Below are 17,846 nucleotides of genomic sequence, written 5' to 3' on the forward strand. Positions count from 1 at the left end.
TCGAAAGTGAAATGTTTGGTCACATGCGTGGTGCGTTTACCGATGCACGTTACGACCGCGTTGGCCGCTTCGAACTGGCTAATAAAGGCACTATCTTCCTCGATGAAATTGGCGACCTGGACGCAGGTAGCCAGGTAAAACTATTGCGTGTACTACAGGACCGTACGTACGAAGTACTGGGCAGCAGTCGAACCAAAACTACGGATGTACGGGTAGTGTGTGCCACCAATAAGAACCTGCACGATATGGTGGCCGCAGGCACTTTTCGGGAAGACCTGCTGTACCGCATCAACCTCATCACTGTTAAACTCCCCTCGCTCCGCGAAAGACCAAAGGATATTCCGTTACTGGTCAACAGTTTTATCACTAACCTGAAAGAGATTTACCAACGGCCTGAGATTAAAGTAACCACTTCGGCCATGAAGTGGCTGCAAAAGTTATCTTTACCGGGCAATATCCGCCAGTTAAAGAACCTGGTGGAACGTACCATTCTGGTGAGTCGTGGAGATGTGCTGGATGTAGATAATTTCCAGTCGCAGCTGGAATTGTCGCCTGTAAAAACAGGCAACCTGCAATTACCAGGTGTGGGCGCTGTTACGCTGGAAGAGCTGGAGATAGAGATGATCAAAAGGGCCATGCTGTTCCATCAGCATAAAATAGCCAAGGCCGCAGCCTCACTGGGCATTACCCGTAGTGCTTTGTACCGCCGCCTCGAGAAATACAACATTCCATACGATGAAACTTCGGACTAAGTATATACTTTTTGTGCTTGTACTGCACCTGCTCGCGCTGGTGCTAAGTTACTTCGTGTTTGAAAATAACAAGCTGCTTTTCATTGCCTCCGAAGTGGTAATACTCTTATCCCTGTTCATCGCCTGGCGTTTGTACCGCGAACTTATCCGTCCGCTTAAAACACTGATGCAGGGTGTGGAGGCGATTAAGGATAAAGACTTTAACGTGAAGTTCGTACACACCGGCAAACATGAAATGGACCAGTTGATCGATGTATACAACCAGATGATTGACCAGCTGCGGGGCGAAAGGGTAGTTCAGCAACAGCAGCACTTTTTCCTGGAAAAGCTGGTCAATACTTCACCTACAGGTATTATTATCCTGGATTATAACGGCAATGTACAACAGGTAAACCCTAAAGCCTTAGAGGTGCTGGGTTTGCGTGAGTATAATGAGGAAAAGGTGTTGGCGCATCCGGTATTCCATCACATTAGCCAGCTGCCCTCAGGAGAATCGCGCACGATCAGCCTCAACGGTGTTAACACCTTCAAATTGCAAAAGTCGCACTTTATTGATCGTGGTTTTCCAAGGCATTTTGTGATGATAGAGGAACTTACCGCAGAGATACTGGCCGCGGAGAAGAAGGTGTATGAAAAGGTAATTCGTATGATGGCGCATGAGGTAAATAATACCATTGGCCCGGTGAACTCTATTATCGGCTCCGCGCTTAAAAAGGCGCCGCTCTGGGAAAACAACGCCCAATTGAAAGACGCTATGGAAGTAGCCATTGCCCGTAATGAGAACCTCAACCTGTTCATGCGCAACTTCGCCGACCTTGTGAAACTGCCGGAGCCTGTTAAGCGTCCCATAGATCTGCATAAAATACTCCGCGCCACCGCTCGCCTGATGGAAGCTAAAGCTGCCGAAAAACAAGCGGTGATTCACCTGGCACTTGCCCCGGGTGACTGGAACTTTAAGGGGGACGAGCAGTTGCTGGAACAGGCTTTTATCAACATCCTGAAAAATAGTATTGAAGCGGTAAATGGCCAGGGCATTATCACGGTTACAACGCTTCCTTTGCAGCGGGAAATCGTCATTGCCGACAATGGCGTTGGTATTGCTGCCGATACGGCTGATCAGCTGTTCTCGCCCTTTTACAGTACGAAGAAAGACGGGCAGGGGATCGGCCTTACGCTGGTTAGGGAAATACTGTTAAACCATGGGTATACGTTTTCGCTAAAGACCTGGGGGCCTGGCGATACACGGTTCTCCATCAAATTATAATTGCACGATCTCGCCGGGTTCTACCGCCAGCACATCTTTATTACCCGCCTGCTGTAATACCCGCAAAGGGTCACCCACCGGCTCATCCGACAGGTCGAAGGTGCCGTAGTGCATGGGTATCATTTTTTTAGCGGCTGTATTTTTAAAAGCCTGCAAAGCATCCGTGGGCGACATGTGTGCCTGCGACATGAAAAATTCGGGTTTGTAAGCCCCAATACCCAGTATCGCATAATCAATATCAGGAAAGATTGTAGCCAAGTCGGTAAAGTGGTGACCGAAGCCAGAGTCGCCGCCGAAATAGATCGTTTTACCTGCCCCCTGTATGATATAACCTCCCCACAAACGTTTGTTGGTGTCGCTAATACCACGGCGGCCCCAGTGGCGTGTAGGCATGTAGTATACGTTAAGCTGCTCCGGCGTACGGTATTCCTGGTACCAGCCCGCTTCCTGTATGCGATTGCTGCCTGTAAGGCTGTGCAGCAATGTTTTCATCCGCAGCCCGGTAAGGTACATTGCTTCAGGGTTGAGTTGGGCCAGCAGCTTAAGGCTCCCCGCATCGCAATGGTCGCGGTGATCGTGCGATACCAGTATATAATCTATACCCTTAAAATCTTCGGCGGCTGCTGGCAGCGCACAAAGTCGTTTTTTGACAGATACGTTGAATAATACAGGGTCAATAAGCATCGTAACACCCGCCAGCCTTATAAAGAAAGATGCATGGCCCAGCCAGACCATACAGTCGTTCCCGCTAGTCAGGAAATCTGTTCGTTGTGGCTGTAGCCGCCAGTTGTCGCCGGTTTTTTCCGCCTTTTGGGGGTTCCGCATAAACTGCCATTTCAGCACCTCCAGGAACGAGTCGTTAAACGGATGCTCATGATTTACAAAACGCCCGTGCCCCTCCAGCAGGTTACCTTTCCATTCAAAAGGAAGGCGCATGATAGGCAGGTCGGGATTGAATATACGTATGCTATGCTTCATTGTTCCAGGACGTGTTAGCTTGTAATATATAAAAAAATAGTGGTACGGGCGTTGGTTCTCTGTTCAGCCGCCGTTGTGTCACTCCCTTCAGCGGTGGGTACGCTGCCGGGCATGTGGTGTATACACAACACTGCATATCATAACCAGATATTAACACCCCATTCTCACATTATGACCAATATCCCTTCAATTGTCCAAATGACAATTATTTGAACTAATATAGCTTTATCGTTTGTGACCGGATGTAAGAAAAAAGACCCAGTGCCTCACAGTTACCCATTTTTAAACACGTTATTATTATGAAAAAACTGATCCTGATTCTCGTTTGTTGCGCAATGTCCGCAACCATTATTCCTCAGACAAAAGCAGGCCAGCTGATGGCTGCGCTGCGACTGACAGATTATTATGTGATGGTTGCCAATAACACTACCGGTTATGTGGCCATTTATCTTACCGGAGAGAGCGATGGTATTCGTGGTTATATTAACCCGGGTACCGGCAATGGCTTTGGGCCAATAACAGCAGGTACTTATTCGGTGTTGATGACATCAAATTTGCCCGGTTTAAAAACATTTACTTTTAATGGGGTATCTATTACCACTACATCACAAACGGCCGATTTCGGTGATGTTTACATTTCCAATAACGTTTACGGAAGCGTTGACTAAATAGTTTATTGGCATTACTGCGGCATGGGGATATTATAACCCTGGGTAACTGCTGGCACAGCCGCCTGCTGATAATGAAATAAGGGCTACAGGTAATTTGCCTGTAGCCCTTTTAGCTATAAATAAAATAGGGAGGAAGCGAACGGCTACAATTTTTCACTGCGATGCTGCTGCAACAAGTCTGCTTATCTTGTTATAACATCACCCCCAGCCCCAGGCAGTTATGCTGGTTAACCAAAGCGCATTATGAAAAAACTGTTTATTATCCTCGTTCTATTTGCTATCGCAGCAGTACCCATGCAACAAACACAGGCTACTGTTAATTCGTCTAAAAAGGTGTTTAGTATAGGCCTTAACGTACTGAACAATACTTCGGACGGCGCATCATTTTATCTTTACGGGCCAACGCCTGTAAGCAACTATCTTACTGCCTACTCGGCAACTTCGTACGGTCCGCTTACCGCTGGTACTTACACCATTAATGTGTATGCTGCCCAGGCTGGTTCGCGCACTTTTGTTTTTAATGGACAGTCCATTACCACTTCCGCAGGTTATGCCACGTTTAACAACGTGAGCATTACCTCTACTTCTTTCTTATATTTTTACTAGGTGTTGCAACCGGTGGTAATGATGGGGAATACTCATGCAGACTAACTGCCTGCGGGGACTTACTACTGGTATCGTAACATAAAAAAGCTGCGGGTCATATGGCCCGCAGCTTTTTTTACATACTGTGCAGTTAGTAGTTGCGCAGTTCTTCTATTTCCTTCAGTGTTTTAGGCAGATATTTACCCAGTAACTGGTGGCCATTCGCCGTAATCAGGAAGTTATCTTCGATACGGATACCGCCAAAGTCGCGGTACTTATCCAGCAGTTCATAGTTGATAAAGGCATCCAGTTTCTTTTCGGCGGCCCAGCGGTCGATCAGTTCGGGGATGATATATACACCCGGCTCTACCGTCAGCACAAAACCTTCCTGTAATTCACGTCCCAGGCGGAGTGATTTCCAGCCGAAGTCAGTGCGTTTTACCAGGGTGTCGGTATAACCGAGGTATTGTTCGCCCAGGTCTTCCATATCGTGCACGTCCATGCCCATCATATGACCAAGGCCGCACTGGAAAAACATGGTATGTGCGCCGGCGGCTACCGCTTCTTCGGGATCTCCCTTTACCAGACCAATGGCTTTAAGACCTTCCAGCAGTTTTACGTTGGCCTGGCGGTGAATTTCCATATAGGTAATACCGGGGCGCAACAGGCTAATGGCATGGTCCATTGATGCGAGTACGGCGTTGTACACTTCTGCCTGGCGGGATGTGAACTTACGGCCTGCAGGAAAGGTGCGGGTAAGGTCGCCTGCGTAGTGCATGTCATTTTCTGCGCCTGCATCTACCAGTACCATATGCCCTTCTTCAATCGTGTTGCCGTGGTAGTGGTTGTGCAGCACTTCGCCATGCACTGTTAAAATGGTGGGGTAAGCCAGGCGGCCGTTATGGGCCAGGGCTACTTCTTCCACTTTAGCGGCCACTTCGTATTCTTTCATGCCCGGACGGGTATGCTGAATCGCTGCCAGGTGCATATCTACGCTGATAGATACGGCTTTTTCTATCTCTGCCACTTCCGCCGCTTCTTTATGCGAACGTTGGGCTACCACGGCCTTAATCAGCGGCAGCGATACTTTATATTCCACTTCATTTACCGGTACAGCCAGCCATTCGGCCAGTTTGATCCGGTTTTCCGGGCGGTAGGGTTTAAGTATGTGTACGGTGCGGCCTGCGTCCAATGTTTTTTTAACATACGCATCGATATTGGCGTAGGGTTTAGTATTGGGTACACCTACTTCGGCCGCCATTTCTCGAACGGTGGGCAGGGTGCCTGTCCATATAATATCGTCAATGGTCAGTTCATTACCAAAGATCAGCTCTTCGCCACTGTCGGCATCTATTACTGCTACAAGCCCGGCCACGTCCAGCCCGAAGTAATACAGGAACGTACTGTCCTGGCGAAACGCATAGGTGTTGTCCTTGTAGTTCATACTGCTCTCCTCGTTGCCCATCAGCAATATTAGTCCACTGCCGATTTGCTGCCTCAATACCTCCCTGCGTTGCCTGTATGTTGCTTTGGGAAAAAGTTTAAAATGCATGTTCTTATAATTTATAGTTAAACCTTAGCTGGCGCGCCAAATTTAGAGAATACGGTGGAATTAACAATTTTAATTGCCCTGCGGGGATGGGGGAGGTGATTTTATTCCCTAACTTCACGGGTATGAACAGGTATATGAAACACATGCTGGCAGTGGTAGCTGCCTTGTTTTTTACGCTCAATTCCTTTGGCCAGATAGAGGCTATGCAGCAGAAGGTGGATATCGCTACCCGCTTTATCGTGTACATGGAAAAAGGGAAACTGAAGAAGGCGATGCATATGATCCAGGCCGATAGCCTGAAGGCACATCCTGAAGTTAAGGAGTCGCTGAAGGTGGCCTCCAAAGCCATGAAGGCTGCTGTAAAAGCAGGCGCCAGCCTGTTCATCAATGTTACGCCCGACGAAAGCTTTACGCGTTTCATTTGCCAGTGCCAGTACCAGATGAAAGGGCAGACGCCTGAGAATATTTACCAGTGCGATGTAATCTATATCGACGCGCAGCATGAGGATATTTCTAAAGTGCGTTTTTACGATTTGCCTGCGCTGGAAGCTAAACAACAATTGACCAGCGACGGACTTCCGCGGTTTTAGTTCTCCACTCCCGTATTTTCCCCGTTTGCTTCCGATTCCTGCGGATGGGTGTTTAAGTAGATCTGGTTACACTTATCTGCCAGTTCGTGCAGCATGGCGTCCATCTCCTGGGTGAGTTTATCGATAAACCCGATCAGCTCTTTGTTTTCGGGGTTGCCCATGTTCTCTTTATCGTATATAGCCAATACACCCAGCAGCGAGGCTACTGGTCTGCGCAGGCGGTGCGAGCTGATATAGGCTACTTCCATCAGGTGTTTATTGGTTTCTTCCAGCTGTTGTTCAAACTTTTTCTTTTCGGTGATATCGGTTTGTATGGTCACGCATCTTTCCACATTTCCCTCGCTGTTTACCACTGGTGTTATATCAGTAAGTACCCAGTACGGCTCGCCCCACTGGCTATAGTTCAGCACTTCCACTTTACAATGTTTGCCGTTATCTATACATTTATGGATGTAGGCTACTGTGTCCATATCCGTTTTCTCACCATGCAGGAAGGAGGCTGGCCGTTCGCCGCTGATGTCTTCCAACTGGTAACCGGATAATAATTCAAAGCTTTTGTTTACCCATTCTATCCGGCCTTCTGCATCCAGTATAATTACCGGGTTGGCGGTTAAACTGGCTACCAGTGAGAGTTTGCGTATCTCTTCATCCTGCATTTTCCTATCCTGGATATCGCGCATGCTGCCAATCATACGAATCGATTTGCCTTCGGCGTTCTGCAGAATATAACTGCGGGCATGTACATAACGATAGGTTTTGTCGGAGCGCAGGAAGCGGAACTCGGCCGACCAGTGTGTACTGCCATCATAAATGGCTTTGTATACGCTTTCGATCACTCTTTCCGCATCTTCAGGGTGCAGGTGGTCTTTCCAACGCGAGTCTTCGTCTATCAGGTAATTATAACCGAACAGGGTTTGCACATTATTATTCCACACTACCTTATTGAGTACCAGGTCCCAGTCCCAGATGGCGTCATTGGTAGCAAGGTTTACCATATCGTAGCGTTCTACCGCTTTTTTAAGTTCTATTTGCCGCTGTTTTGTTTCCGTAACATCGCGGGCGAAGCAGGCTACACCAACTACTTTATCATCCTGGAAAATGGGATTAAAGGTGGTTTCTGTAAATATCTGTCCGACTTCGGGTAAATTCCGTTCTTCCATCATCACCACCTTTTCTCCATCCAGGCTGCGGTCGTATATTTTTTGCCATTTGGCAAACTGTTCCTCGCTTTCTACCGCCGGTTGCGGATGGCCTACTTCCAGGTATATCCCGTAAAGGTTGTTAATAATGCTGTGAAACGCCTCATTAAAGGCCAGGAAACGTTTGCTCCTGTCTACCGACCATATCAGGTCCTGGGTACTGTTGATGATGGTGGAAAGAATGCCTTTTTGTTCCTGTAACGCCTGGTCGGCGAGGTACTTGTCGGTAACGTCCCATACGCATACCACTTCTGCATTTTTGCCTTGAAAATTAGTGCCGTATGCCTGTACGTTTACGTACATAATGGTTTTGTTCTTGCGCACATGCCGCCAGGTTCCGGCTTTATTATAACCTTCCTTGGTCGTCACCTGGCTGCTCATAAGTTGCCGGATGTCCTCGGTAGGCCTTATGTCGAGAATGGTGAGTTGCAGGAACTCTTCGCGTGAATAACCGTAAGTGTACAACGCGGCATCGTTCACTTCTATGAATTCGTAAGTACTCCGGTCGTAAATCCACATGGGCTGGGGGCTGGTTTCGAACATACGGCTGTATGCCTTTTCGGATGCTTCCAGGCGTGCCCAGTACCTCTTCAGGAGTAATAACAGGACTCCCGCCGATAACAGGATAAAGGCGGCACCTTTGTAATGTTGTATCTGCGTGAGATATCTGCCCGTACTTTCCGGTAATAATAACAGCAGTATGGTGTCGGAAAAATAGATCCATGCTATGCCAAGAATAACATAGATAATCACAATTCTCAGTGGTGAAATCAGGTCGATCATTAGCATGTTTTTAACAATGCCTTACGGTTGTAGGTGTGGTTAAATTCGGTTTCGGACTAATTGGATGCTGCTCAGATACTAAAATAAAATAATGTATTCGCTTCGGATTCAGTCTGTTATCCCAATGTTAAAGTATTTTTCAATGCCGAACAAGCGTACTTTTATGCATTTTATGTAAATGGTAGAATAGTTTGGGGGAATAGCTGCTTTCATTGAGCAAAAAGTGTTCCGTAAATGTAGGTTAACAAAAAGAGGGAAGCTGTTACGGCTTCCCTCTGCGAACAAATATATGAAGGGCAGTTACCTGCGCTCGTTGTATACACCGAATTCGTTGATAGATGGTGTATCGGTATACTCTTCTATAACGATACGTACCTTGTCGGCCCATACACGATCGAAGCGGTGTACTTTTACGCGGCTTTTGTTAGTGCCGTTCACCAGTGTTTTCCAAACGCCGTTCAGTTCATACTCGAGGCGGTATTGGGTTATTTTTCCTTCTTCTGTAATAGTGATCAGGTTCACACCTTTGTCGCCCGACAGTTCCACCTCGAACCAGGGCTGTTTTACGCTGGGGTGCGAGTTCCAGGCGGAACCGAAACGGTCGTCGTTACCAAAGTCCATAATAGCATAATCACCGCTCCAGCTTGAATTTGCAGGTTGGAATTTGGCCTTGTTATGGGAGATGATGGGCGCGTCTGCTTCAGGGAATGCAGGCAGACTGGCCGGACGTTTATACAGTTTGCCGATCTCTTTAAGGGCCACCAGCGCATTTTCGTCGAACAAGCCGTCGCGGTTGGGCGCTACGTTCAGGATGAAGTTGCAGTAAGCCTGGTTAAAAGGCACCAGGTTTTTGTTCACCATTTCTTCCGGACTTTTCAGTCTTGCCCGCGGCATGCTGGTTTTCCAGAACCAATTGTTCTGTAATGGCAGGCAGGAAAGGGCAGGCAGTTTGTTGGTTTCTTTAGAGATGTGCTGACCGGCACCCTGTTCGTAAGATTTAATATCTGTGTAAAACAAAGCTTCCGCAGGATATTTTGCAGCGTTAAGGTCCATTACCAGGCAATGCGGCTGGATAGATTTAACCAGCTGGTATATCTCTTCGAAAGGGATTTCGTCGTAAGTAATCCTTGACCATGGAGCGTCCCATCCATCAATAATCAGCGCACTGATATCACCGTAGTTGGTCAGCAGTTCGCGGATTTGTTCTTTCACCATTTCCACATGCGCTTTAGTAATCTGGTTAGGGCGTAGTTTGTGGTGCGTGTCGAGGATCGAGTAATAGAGCATTACTTTCAGTCCGGCTTTGCGGAAGGCGTCAGCGTATTCCTTTACCACATCGCGTTTCAACGGACTGTTCATCACGTTGTACGAAGTTGTTTTGGTATCCCAGATAGGAAAGCCGCTATGGTGTTTGGTGGTAAGGCAACCATAAGTCATGTTGGCCGATTTAGCCGCCTGTGCCCACTGGTTGGCATCCAGTTTTTTAGGATTGAACAGCGAGGCTGGTGCATTCGGATCGGCCCAATCCTCATCTACATAAGTAGCAATACCATAATGTATGAACATGCCGAAGCCAAGATTTACAAAATCCTGCTGGTCTTTTCGTAATTGTTCCGCATCTATTTTCTGAGCTGTTGACTTGAGGCCGGGCAATAAAAGCGCGCTTGCAAGCAAGGCCGCCCATACACGGCTGTTGATCATTTTTTTCATTGAATCTGTGTTCGTTTTTTTCGGTTGAAAGATGGCTGGTTTTTTCATCGTTTTTACGGCATGGTAAACCCGCTAGAGTTAGCAAGATAGGGCATTACAGGGCATAGTTCTTCCTTTATGAAAAGATATTTTTTTATGCCATTTACAATTCATTTAAGATTGAAATTGGCAATACCGTTCATACATTTTTTATTGATAAATGTGGCTTTCTATTCGTGGTTTTTGATGTAAGACAAAGCACCGGTAGGGCAGCGCTGCACCTGTTCGATGATCATATCACTGGGGGCACCATAGGCATTGGTCCAGGGTTTTGCTTTAATATCAAACACAGAAGGCAGCTGTGTTACACAGCGTGCGGCATGTTTACAGAACGAAGGCTTCCAGAGAACAGTGATGTCGTCATTGGCATATTTGATGGTTTGTTCCACCGGCTCGTCGTGGTGTACGAAGGAGCGAACTTTTATATCACCTTCCAGTATTTTAGAGATCGGGCAGTTTTGTGCGATCTCCATCAGCCGGTCTTTCTGTTTGGTGTCCAGCTCCGCACCTGGAAAGGTAATATCGCGATCGATGATCGTTTTGGTGATCTCTTCTTTTTTCTCCTGCCAGAGGTTTGCTTTTACCATGATCTCCGGTACGGTCCAGCCCTTTCTTTCGATATACATCCTCAGTGTGATCATGGTGCAGGAGGCCAGGGAGGAGAGTAGCAGGGTGTAGGGGTCGGGGCCGAGGTCTTTCCCGCCGCTTTTGACCGGTTCGTCTGCAATAAATGTCCCGTTTCTCCATGTAATTTTACATTGGTATCTCTCAATGCCATTTTTGCCCACTACGGGATTTTCCATTTTGTACTGCATAATTCGGTGTTTAGCTTCCTGCCGGAAAATTACATCTTTTCCCGCATGCAAAATGCTTCGGATCGTTGACGATTTTACGGTGGCAGGCAAAGAATTAAGCTTTATATTAGAAGTACCAAAATCAACGCCTGATGTCCTCCCGTCGTACCTTTCTCGAAAAATCAGCCTTGCTGGCCGTTTCTGCGTTTACTTCCAATAGTCTTTTCCAGCATTTGCATGCCACCGGTTTCGATAAAGCCGCTTTGTTGCTGAATAATACCGTGCCTGATGCGCTTAACGAAGACTACTGGGCCACTATCCAGGACGCCTATCCAGCCAGCAAAAGTGATATCATTATCCTTAATAACGGAGGTGTAAGTCCGCAGCCATTATCGGTACAAACGGCTTTGGATAAATACAATGCCGAGGCCAGTAAAGGCCCGAGTTATTACATGTGGAGGGTGATGGATAAAGGCCGCGAACCCCTTCGCCGACAACTGGCCGCCCTGGCCGGCACCGATCCGGAGGAGATAGCCATTAACCGTAACGCCACAGAGGCTCTTAACACCGTCATCTTCGGTTTGCCGTTACAGCGAGGCGACGAGGTTATTGGTACCACCAAAGACTACCCTAATATGATGAATGCCTGGAAGCAGCGGCAGTTGCGGGACGGTATCGTGTACAAACAACTGTCTTTCCACTTCCCGGTAGAAAATGACGAGGAGATCGTAAAAGCATTTGCAGCTGCCATTACCCCTAATACCAAAATATTACACCTCACACACGTGATAAACTGGATAGGCCAGATACTGCCCGTCCGCAAACTGGCCGATCTCGCTCACAGCCGTGGTATTGAGGTGCTGGTCGACGGGGCCCACAGCTTCGGCCTGCTCGATTTCAAAATCCCCGACCTCCACTGCGATTATTTCGGCACCAGCCTTCATAAGTTCCTCAGTGCCCCGGTGGGCAGTGGTATGTTGTGGATCAAAAAGGATAAAATAGGCAAGATATGGCCCCTGTTGTGCAACGACCAGCCGCAGGGCAGTAACATCCGTAAATTCGAAACCCTGGGCACCCGCAGCTTCGCTATTGAGCAGGCCATAGGAGAGGCCATTAACTTCCATAATGCCATTGGGGCCAAAAGGAAGGAAGACCGGGTACGTTACCTCAAAAACTACTGGGCCGAAAAAGCCCTGGCCATCCCCGGTGTAAAAATCCATACCAGCCTCAAAGCCCCGTACAGCTGCGCCATCTGTGGCGTAAGCATTGATGGTGTAAAGCCCGCCGACTTAGAAGCACATTTACTGGTTGATTATAAGATCAATACCACGCCCGTTTCTTACGACGATATGCACTTTGTACGGGTAACCCCTCATGTATACACCAAAACCGAACACCTGGATAAGCTGTTGCTCGCGCTGGGTAACCTGGCGGCCAAAGCGTAGTGGCCAGATTCGCCCCTGAAAGTATAAATCTGTTAATTTAGTATCAGTCATGCCGGCGCTTTTACGTCGACTGATTCCGTATTGCAGGTAATTTCCTCTATATCTTTCTTAACCCGTTGTTTTATATTATGTTACTATTTATTTCTTATTATGTTATTCTAGTGTTTTCCTAATGCTATTCTAATGTTATTCTAATGTTATTCTAATCTTTTCCTAAGACGACTCTAATCTTATTTGCTGGTTATCCTGTGGTAATATCGTTTTTATATTGTGCTAATAGTAGTATATTATCACGCTTATAGGTGGGCATTTTCGGATTAGGACTTAAGTGTAAGAATAGTGGAAGCACCCGCGTTATTAAAGTTGGAGCCATCTATAAACCGGGAGTACGCTTTAAAAAAATATCATTTGTATTGTATTGATCTCTCTCCTTTACCCACATTTTTTATATTTTGCACACTTTTAGAAAAACCATGTCGACAGAAAATGAAGATCAGCAAGGGGAAAATATATTTACAACTGCCACTTAGCCTTTTGTTGTTCGCGTCCTGCAGTTCGGTGAAGAAGAGTGCTTCTTCCACGGCAAAGGCGCGTACAGTGAAAGAGCAGAAAAGCAGCGGCAGTGGTAAAGTGGAGTTTATAGACGATATCGCAATATCCAGGGGCACCAAAACAACGGAACACCGTTACGAGGGCCGTAACAACAGCCGCGGTGAATCGAGGCGTGACCACCGCTCCGGTGCCGACATTGAAAATGCCCGTAGCTGGCAGTTCAAATATGCGCAGTTGCTGGATGTGGCGGTAGAAGAGGTGCGGGATGAGAAACTTTTCGGCTTTATAGAAGAATGGTGGGGTACGCCTTACCGCCTGGGCGGTAACACCCGTACCGGTATAGATTGCTCGCATTTCGCCACTACTTTGCTTACGCAGGTATACCAGATGGCCGTTACCGGTAATTCGGCTGATCTTTACAACCAGGTACAAAAGCTGAATAAGCGGAAAGATTTGCAGTACGGCGACCTCGTATTCTTCAAAATTAATCGTAAGAACATATCCCATGTAGGGGTGTATCTTGAAAACGATCGTTTTGTACACGCTTCCGTAAGCTCAGGGGTGATGATCAGCGACCTGAATGAGGACTACTGGCGCAGGTATTATGTAGGAGCGGGAAGGATTAACTAGTTTTTAAACATATTATATGGGTATAAGTTTAACCCGGTTTCTAAAGAAAGTAAAAATAAGACTGTTTGGTTCTGAACTGCCCGAATTTGCGCAGTGGCACCATGTTTTTGAAGGCAAAACTGGTTTGGAGATCGGTGGCCCCAGCAAAATATTTGGTGCAAAGGACTTTTTGCCGATATATAAATATGTTGCCCGGGTAGACGGTGTCAATTTCAGTGCAGAGACGGTGTGGGAAGGCCAGATTCATGAAGGGGAAAGCTATACTTATACGAAGGGGAAAATAGGTCACCAGTTCATCCGTGAGGGGCACGAACTGGATGTAATTGCTGATAACACCTACGATTTTGTACTGAGCAGCCATAGCCTGGAGCACTTTGCGAATCCTATGAAAGCTGTGGCCGAATGGAAGCGTGTGCTAAAACCAGGTGGCGTATTGCTGATGGTGTTACCCGACAGCCGTTATACGTTCGACAGGCGCCGGCCTATAACCGAATTCGCTCATATACTGAATGACTATAACAATAACGTGCCCGAAACAGAGCTTGCTCACCTCGAGGAAATACTTTCGCTGCACGACTTTGATCTTGACCCGCTGGCGGATGGTGCCGACAACTTCAGGGCCAGGGCGCTGAAGAATTTTGAGAACCGGTGCCTGCATCAGCATGTATTTAGTAACGAGTTGCTTAGCCAGATACTGACCTATTTTGAGATGGATACCTTGCTAAGCACCTTTGCCCCGCCGTACAATATTATCGTAATGGGCCGTAAGAAGGAGCGTACTTTATGATTACAGTCATCATTTGTTCTGCCAGCCCATCAAGGCTGGAAAGCGTTAGTGCCTCTATCAAAGCCACCATCGGTGTGCCTTATGAGTTGATCAGCTTTGACAATGCGGCCGAAACAGGTATTTGCGCCGCTTACAATGCGGGCGCGCGCCGCGCTCTGTACGATACACTTTGTTTCGTGCACGACGATGTACGTTTCGAAACGCAGGACTGGGGTAAAAGGGTGTTGGCACACTTTAATAATGATCCGGAACTTGCACTGATAGGTTTGGCGGGCGCCAGGTATAAAAGCGCTGCTTTATCCCACTGCTGGTGTGGTATTGATTGGGCCGATGTGAGTAATATTATCCAGGGAGACGCCAGGGGTAATGAGCAAAAGATAGTAGTTTATCCTAAAGGGCACAGTGGTAACCTGGTACAATGCCTTACACTGGACGGCGTGTTTTTATGTTACCGGAAGCAGGTATGGCAGCAAATCCCGTTCTCTGAAGAATATATCAAAGGGTTTCACTTTTATGATGTAGACATCAGTCTGCGTGTTGCTGCTTCTCATAAAGCCGCTGCCATGTACGATATTGATGTTGTTCATTACTCCACCGGTAATTTTGGTGATAATTGGGTGCGGGAAGCTATCCGGTATCACCAATTGCCTAACAGGCCCGCTATGCCAGTGAGCCTGGATGAAGCGCCCAACTGGGCCAGCGAACGACAGGTCATCAAAAGCTGGATGCTGCGCCTGCGCCAGGAAAAGATATCCAAAGCCAACAAAGTCGCCTGGATGCAATTTTCGGGTGTTTTTACTCAACCTTCCCTATGGCCCACGGCCGTGGCTTTTTTCTTCTCGATCTATCTCAAAAAAAAACGATAAAAAAATCCCTGCCAGGCTAGTTGTACCGGCAGGGATTTTTCGTTTTAACAGGAAGATTATCCTTTTCTTCCTAATAGTTTAGTCGCCCGGGCCAATATCATGCCGTAACCCTTATTCACATCCTCGCTTACATTCAGTTTAATGATCATTACGGCCGATAACAGCGTAAATACGCCGGAGCGCAGAAAGGTTTGCAGCAATGGATTATCACTAAAGATCCAGCTGGCGATGTAATAGTTGACAACAAAAAGCCCGAGTGCGTATAAGGTGGCCATGGTAAAGGGCTGCATACCGAACTTGACCCAAATGAACACAAAACGGGCGATGTTAAAGATCGAATAGGCAATAAGCGTAGCCAGCGCCACACCGGTTAATCCATATGCATTGATCAGGAAATAGTTGAGGGGGATAAGCACCACTACAAGTGCTACGGTAGTCACAAGGTCCATGCGCCAGTAACGGGAGGTAAGAATGATCTGCGAGTTTACACCGGTACCAACTTCCATCACTTTGGTAAAGCCGAGTATCAGGAATACCACGTAGCCTTGCGCATATGCCGGGTCCTGCGACAACAGGGTAATAGAATCGGCGAAGCTAAGTGCGATCAGGCCGTACATGAAACCGGCAAACAATAGCATATTAATAGCCGATTTCTTGTAGATACGGCTGATGCGGCCCAGGTCTTTGTCTTTCCATGCCTGTGCTATTACGGGCAGGGAAGCAGCGATGATACTACGCTGCGGTGCCTCCATCAACGCTGTGAGATAAGTGATGTAAGAGAACACCCCCACGTTAGCCAGGCCGCTGGTATCTTTCGACATGATAAAGAGCGTATCCAGTGTTCTGCCCAATATGCTGAAGCAGGAAATAGCGGTCACAAAAGTGGCATAAGGTACCATTTTAGTCGCCATCTTTTGCGTCACATAACTGGTTTTGATAGTAAAGGTGAGGTCGTATTTTTTGCGCAGGTATACAAATAGCGCTACGGTGATAATCCCGTATAAAAGCGAGAACAGCAAAATAAACTGGTCGTAATTAAGCAGTTTAAGTATAAACAGTCCGACAATGAGCGAGGTTAGCAGCCTGAGCACCAGTTCTTTTAAAAATGTGGTGGCCACCGATGCGTGCAGGTTCCACGCCTGTGCTTCCAGGAGGGAGAACAGTAGCAGGAAAAAGGTGAAAGGGTAGAAAAGATAGAAATATTCCATCACCATGGGTGAGTTGGCGATGGTTTTACGTAGAATAATACCCCTTGAAAAATAGAATATGACGGCAACGACTATAAAGCCAATGATAGCCATGATGGTCATTTTACCGAACAGGTCCCGCTCCTTCGCCGGCAGGCGGTCGCGGTAGTACGGGTAAAATTTATTGAGGATGGCGATGCTGCCCAGGTTCGCCAGGGCGAAAAGCGTAAGCCCGATATCGAACATAATGCGCGTAAATCCATACTGATCCGGCGTGAAAAAGGCCTTATTAGTGAATGTCAATGTGTTTACGGCCCCCACCAGGAAGCCGATATAAATAAGGATCGAAGATGATACGCTTTGTTTGCCGATTGATGCCATTGGGGCGCAATTTAGTGGTTATAACGGTAAATTCGGCCCGGTTTTTAAAACACGCGCCTGTACCCGGTAGCGGAAAAGTTTGTATTTTGCCCGTTATTAAAAGCTTAAGGCTGGATAATGACGGAAAAGGCGCCCATAAAAGTTTCGGTTTGTATACCGGCATATAAGAACACGGAGTACCTCAAAAGGGTACTGGACTCGCTGGCTGCACAGGATTTTACCAGCTGGGAGGTGATTATTACCGATGATAGTCCGGATAATGAAGTGGAAGAACTGGCCCGTTCCTACAAAAAACTGCTGCCACTCGTTTACTACCGTAACACCCCGGCCCATGGTATGCCTGCTAACTGGAACACCTGTTACGACCATGCACGGGGCCAGTACATCAAAATCATGCACGACGACGACTGGTTTACCCGTCCGGATGCCATTTCAAAAATGGCCGCCGCACTGGACGCCAATCCTGATTGTGATTTAGTGTTCTCCGCTTTCCGGGAATGTTTTATCGACCATCCGGGCAAAGTGAATGAGGTACATTGCAGTTCATTTTACAGGCAGCTGCTGAAGCAGGACCCAGTACATCTTTTCCAGAAGAACTTTATTGGACCGCCCAGCGCGGTGATGCACCGCAATAACCCGGCTTACCGGTACGATGTACGTTTGCAGTGGCTGGTAGATATGGACTTCTATATTAACCTGCTGCGTCATAAACCGGGCTTCGTTTATTTAGATGAAGCACTGGTAAATATCGGCATCAGCGACCTGCAGCTCACCAAATCCTGTTTTGGAGTGCGTACGGTAGAAATACCCGAATACTTTTACCTGCTGCGTAAAGTGGGCGAAAACGCCTTACAAAGCCTGTATGTTTTCGATTTCTTCTGGCGGTTGATGCGTAACCTTGGTATCAGGGAAGAAAAGGAACTGTACGAAGCAGGCATGGAAGGCGAAACGCCGGCAGTAGTAAAATACATTCTTAAACGCCAGCGTCCTTTTTCATTTAAACTGCTGAAGAACGGGGCGATCAATAAAATACTGACAGGACTTAGCTTTACGGGCAGGCCTCGTAAAAACGGATGATAGT

16 protein-coding genes are annotated in these 17,846 nt (G+C 47.3%); 10 read left to right on the top strand and 6 right to left on the bottom strand.

What is annotated here, in order from left to right:
• A partial coding sequence (locus QZT80_RS14845; RefSeq protein WP_295123361.1) for a sigma 54-interacting transcriptional regulator occupies positions 1–752 on the top strand: 752 nt, incomplete at its 5' end.
• Positions 736–2,016, top strand: a complete 1,281-nt coding sequence (locus tag QZT80_RS14850; protein ID WP_295123364.1) for an ATP-binding protein — start codon at positions 736–738, stop codon at positions 2,014–2,016. The genes QZT80_RS14845 and QZT80_RS14850, both read left to right, overlap by 17 nt.
• On the opposite strand, the gene QZT80_RS14855 is transcribed toward QZT80_RS14850, so the two are convergent.
• Positions 2,011–2,994: an MBL fold metallo-hydrolase gene (locus tag QZT80_RS14855; RefSeq protein ID WP_295123367.1), complete on the bottom strand. Its 984-nt coding sequence runs from the start codon at positions 2,992–2,994 to the stop codon at positions 2,011–2,013. The genes QZT80_RS14850 and QZT80_RS14855 overlap by 6 nt on opposite strands.
• A 299-nt stretch (positions 2,995–3,293) precedes the next feature.
• Here QZT80_RS14855 and QZT80_RS14860 point away from each other — a divergent pair, with 299 nt between their 5' ends.
• Together QZT80_RS14860 and QZT80_RS14865 are read left to right on the top strand one after the other, a co-directional pair.
• Positions 3,294–3,662, top strand: coding sequence for a hypothetical protein (locus tag QZT80_RS14860; protein ID WP_295123370.1), 369 nt, complete (start codon positions 3,294–3,296; stop codon positions 3,660–3,662).
• A 246-nt stretch (positions 3,663–3,908) separates the two neighbouring features.
• A complete protein-coding gene (locus QZT80_RS14865; protein WP_295123373.1) occupies positions 3,909–4,271 on the top strand; it encodes a hypothetical protein in 363 nt (120 codons plus the stop codon).
• Between the two features lie 130 nt (positions 4,272–4,401).
• Here the strand turns inward: QZT80_RS14865 and QZT80_RS14870 are convergent, their stop codons facing one another.
• Positions 4,402–5,802, bottom strand: a complete 1,401-nt coding sequence (locus QZT80_RS14870) for an aminopeptidase P family protein (protein WP_295123375.1) — start codon at positions 5,800–5,802, stop codon at positions 4,402–4,404.
• A gap of 122 nt (positions 5,803–5,924) precedes the next feature.
• Between QZT80_RS14870 and QZT80_RS14875 the strand changes: the two genes are divergently transcribed.
• Positions 5,925–6,392, top strand: coding sequence for a hypothetical protein (locus QZT80_RS14875; protein WP_295123378.1), 468 nt, complete (start codon positions 5,925–5,927; stop codon positions 6,390–6,392).
• Here the strand turns inward: QZT80_RS14875 and QZT80_RS14880 are convergent.
• The 3 genes from QZT80_RS14880 to QZT80_RS14890 form a co-directional block, all read right to left on the bottom strand.
• Entirely contained in the window at positions 6,389–8,374 is a 1,986-nt protein-coding gene (locus QZT80_RS14880) for a PAS domain S-box protein (RefSeq protein WP_295123381.1), read from the bottom strand. The two genes, QZT80_RS14875 and QZT80_RS14880, sit on opposite strands and share 4 nt — an antisense overlap.
• 300 nt (positions 8,375–8,674) lie before the next feature.
• On the bottom strand, positions 8,675–10,084 hold the full coding sequence (locus QZT80_RS14885; protein ID WP_295123384.1) for an alpha-L-fucosidase: 1,410 nt from the start codon (positions 10,082–10,084) through the stop codon (positions 8,675–8,677).
• A 209-nt stretch (positions 10,085–10,293) separates the two neighbouring features.
• On the bottom strand, positions 10,294–10,938 hold the full coding sequence (locus tag QZT80_RS14890; RefSeq protein ID WP_295123388.1) for a (4Fe-4S)-binding protein: 645 nt from the start codon (positions 10,936–10,938) through the stop codon (positions 10,294–10,296).
• 131 nt (positions 10,939–11,069) lie between these two features.
• Here QZT80_RS14890 and QZT80_RS14895 point away from each other — a divergent pair, with 131 nt between their 5' ends.
• From QZT80_RS14895 to QZT80_RS14910, 4 genes are all read left to right on the top strand, one after another.
• Positions 11,070–12,362: an aminotransferase class V-fold PLP-dependent enzyme gene (locus tag QZT80_RS14895; protein ID WP_295123391.1), complete on the top strand. Its 1,293-nt coding sequence runs from the start codon at positions 11,070–11,072 to the stop codon at positions 12,360–12,362.
• 486 nt (positions 12,363–12,848) lie between these two features.
• The gene (locus tag QZT80_RS14900; protein ID WP_295123394.1) at positions 12,849–13,544 is read left to right on the top strand and encodes a C40 family peptidase; all 696 of its coding nucleotides are present in this window, start codon (positions 12,849–12,851) and stop codon (positions 13,542–13,544) included.
• A 16-nt stretch (positions 13,545–13,560) separates the two neighbouring features.
• Entirely contained in the window at positions 13,561–14,331 is a 771-nt protein-coding gene (locus QZT80_RS14905) for a class I SAM-dependent methyltransferase (RefSeq protein ID WP_295123397.1), read from the top strand.
• Entirely contained in the window at positions 14,328–15,197 is an 870-nt protein-coding gene (locus QZT80_RS14910; protein WP_295123400.1) for a glycosyltransferase, read from the top strand. Before QZT80_RS14905 ends, QZT80_RS14910 begins: the two co-directional genes overlap by 4 nt.
• Before the next feature lie 56 nt (positions 15,198–15,253).
• Here the strand turns inward: QZT80_RS14910 and QZT80_RS14915 are convergent, their stop codons facing one another.
• On the bottom strand, positions 15,254–16,765 hold the full coding sequence (locus QZT80_RS14915; protein ID WP_295123403.1) for a lipopolysaccharide biosynthesis protein: 1,512 nt from the start codon (positions 16,763–16,765) through the stop codon (positions 15,254–15,256).
• 117 nt (positions 16,766–16,882) lie between these two features.
• On the opposite strand from QZT80_RS14915, the gene QZT80_RS14920 reads away from it, so the two are divergent.
• Positions 16,883–17,842: a glycosyltransferase family 2 protein gene (locus QZT80_RS14920; protein WP_295123406.1), complete on the top strand. Its 960-nt coding sequence runs from the start codon at positions 16,883–16,885 to the stop codon at positions 17,840–17,842.
• Positions 17,843–17,846: the final 4 nt, after the last annotated feature.

Source organism: uncultured Chitinophaga sp. (assembly GCF_902168175.1).
In the GTDB taxonomy this organism is placed as follows: Bacteria; Bacteroidota; Bacteroidia; order Chitinophagales; family Chitinophagaceae; genus Chitinophaga.

Coding starts and splice junctions, on each gene's coding strand:
- QZT80_RS14850 (WP_295123364.1), top strand. CDS start 736: ATGAAACTTCGGACTAAGTATATACTTTTTGTGCTTGTACTGCACCTG.
- QZT80_RS14855 (WP_295123367.1), bottom strand. CDS start 2,994: ATGAAGCATAGCATACGTATATTCAATCCCGACCTGCCTATCATGCGC.
- QZT80_RS14860 (WP_295123370.1), top strand. CDS start 3,294: ATGAAAAAACTGATCCTGATTCTCGTTTGTTGCGCAATGTCCGCAACC.
- QZT80_RS14865 (WP_295123373.1), top strand. CDS start 3,909: ATGAAAAAACTGTTTATTATCCTCGTTCTATTTGCTATCGCAGCAGTA.
- QZT80_RS14870 (WP_295123375.1), bottom strand. CDS start 5,802: ATGCATTTTAAACTTTTTCCCAAAGCAACATACAGGCAACGCAGGGAG.
- QZT80_RS14875 (WP_295123378.1), top strand. CDS start 5,925: ATGAACAGGTATATGAAACACATGCTGGCAGTGGTAGCTGCCTTGTTT.
- QZT80_RS14880 (WP_295123381.1), bottom strand. CDS start 8,374: ATGATCGACCTGATTTCACCACTGAGAATTGTGATTATCTATGTTATT.
- QZT80_RS14885 (WP_295123384.1), bottom strand. CDS start 10,084: ATGAAAAAAATGATCAACAGCCGTGTATGGGCGGCCTTGCTTGCAAGC.
- QZT80_RS14890 (WP_295123388.1), bottom strand. CDS start 10,938: ATGCAGTACAAAATGGAAAATCCCGTAGTGGGCAAAAATGGCATTGAG.
- QZT80_RS14895 (WP_295123391.1), top strand. CDS start 11,070: ATGTCCTCCCGTCGTACCTTTCTCGAAAAATCAGCCTTGCTGGCCGTT.
- QZT80_RS14900 (WP_295123394.1), top strand. CDS start 12,849: ATGAAGATCAGCAAGGGGAAAATATATTTACAACTGCCACTTAGCCTT.
- QZT80_RS14905 (WP_295123397.1), top strand. CDS start 13,561: ATGGGTATAAGTTTAACCCGGTTTCTAAAGAAAGTAAAAATAAGACTG.
- QZT80_RS14910 (WP_295123400.1), top strand. CDS start 14,328: ATGATTACAGTCATCATTTGTTCTGCCAGCCCATCAAGGCTGGAAAGC.
- QZT80_RS14915 (WP_295123403.1), bottom strand. CDS start 16,765: ATGGCATCAATCGGCAAACAAAGCGTATCATCTTCGATCCTTATTTAT.
- QZT80_RS14920 (WP_295123406.1), top strand. CDS start 16,883: ATGACGGAAAAGGCGCCCATAAAAGTTTCGGTTTGTATACCGGCATAT.